The organism is Serratia sp. DFXYC6, from assembly GCF_057196085.1.
The window spans coordinates 1190-2700 of record NZ_JBXUNV010000013.1 but is presented as its reverse complement, the minus strand read 5'-3'; the positions used below and the strand labels follow the sequence as shown (position 1 = coordinate 2700).

Here is a 1511-nt window from a genome sequence, read left to right as displayed (position 1 = left end):
AGCCTAGCCTTCTCCGTCCCCCCTTCGCAGTAACACCAAGTACAGGAATATTAACCTGTTTCCCATCGACTACGCTTTTCAGCCTCGCCTTAGGGGTCGACTCACCCTGCCCCGATTAACGTTGGACAGGAACCCTTGGTCTTCCGGCGAGCGGGCTTTTCACCCGCTTTATCGTTACTTATGTCAGCATTCGCACTTCTGATACCTCCAGCAACCCTCACAGGCCACCTTCAACGGCTTACAGAACGCTCCCCTACCCAACAACGCCTAAGCGTCGCTGCCGCAGCTTCGGTGCATGGTTTAGCCCCGTTACATCTTCCGCGCAGGCCGACTCGACCAGTGAGCTATTACGCTTTCTTTAAATGATGGCTGCTTCTAAGCCAACATCCTGGCTGTCTATGCCTTCCCACATCGTTTCCCACTTAACCATGACTTTGGGACCTTAGCTGGCGGTCTGGGTTGTTTCCCTCTTCACGACGGACGTTAGCACCCGCCGTGTGTCTCCCGTGATAACATTCTTCGGTATTCGGAGTTTGCATCGGTTTGGTAAGCCGGGATGGCCCCCTAGCCGAAACAGTGCTCTACCCCCGAAGATGAGTTCACGAGGCGCTACCTAAATAGCTTTCGGGGAGAACCAGCTATCTCCCGGTTTGATTGGCCTTTCACCCCCAGCCACAAGTCATCCGCTAATTTTTCAACATTAGTCGGTTCGGTCCTCCAGTTAGTGTTACCCAACCTTCAACCTGCCCATGGCTAGATCACCGGGTTTCGGGTCTATACCTTGCAACTAGTCGCCCAGTTAAGACTCGGTTTCCCTACGGCTCCCCTATACGGTTAACCTTGCTACAAAATATAAGTCGCTGACCCATTATACAAAAGGTACGCAGTCACACCACGAAGGTGCTCCCACTGCTTGTACGTACACGGTTTCAGGTTCTATTTCACTCCCCTCGCCGGGGTTCTTTTCGCCTTTCCCTCACGGTACTGGTTCACTATCGGTCAGTCAGGAGTATTTAGCCTTGGAGGATGGTCCCCCCATATTCAGACAGGATGTCACGTGTCCCGCCCTACTCATCGAACTCACGACCTGTGCATTTTAGTGTACGGGGCTATCACCCTTTACTGCGCGACTTTCCAGACGCTTCCACTAACACACAAGCCGATTCAGGTTCTGGGCTCCTCCCCGTTCGCTCGCCGCTACTGGGGGAATCTCGGTTGATTTCTTTTCCTCGGGGTACTTAGATGTTTCAGTTCCCCCGGTTCGCCTCATGCCACTATGTATTCATGACATGATAGTGTGTCGAAACACACTGGGTTTCCCCATTCGGGTATCGCCGGTTATAACGGTTCATATCACCTTACCGACGCTTTTCGCAGATTAGCACGCCCTTCATCGCCTCTGACTGCCTAGGCATCCACCGTGTACGCTTAGTCACTTAACCTCACAACCCGAAGATGTTTCCATCGTTCGCGCTGCAAACATTTGAGAGACTCTATGACAGGTTACTCTT

At 52.5% G+C, this 1511-nt stretch carries 1 rRNA gene; it reads right to left on the bottom strand.

The window, feature by feature from the left end:
- Positions 1-1442, bottom strand: a 23S ribosomal RNA gene (locus tag AC2CGQ_RS24740); the annotation flags it as partial.
- Between the last annotated feature and the right edge of the window lie 69 nt (positions 1443-1511).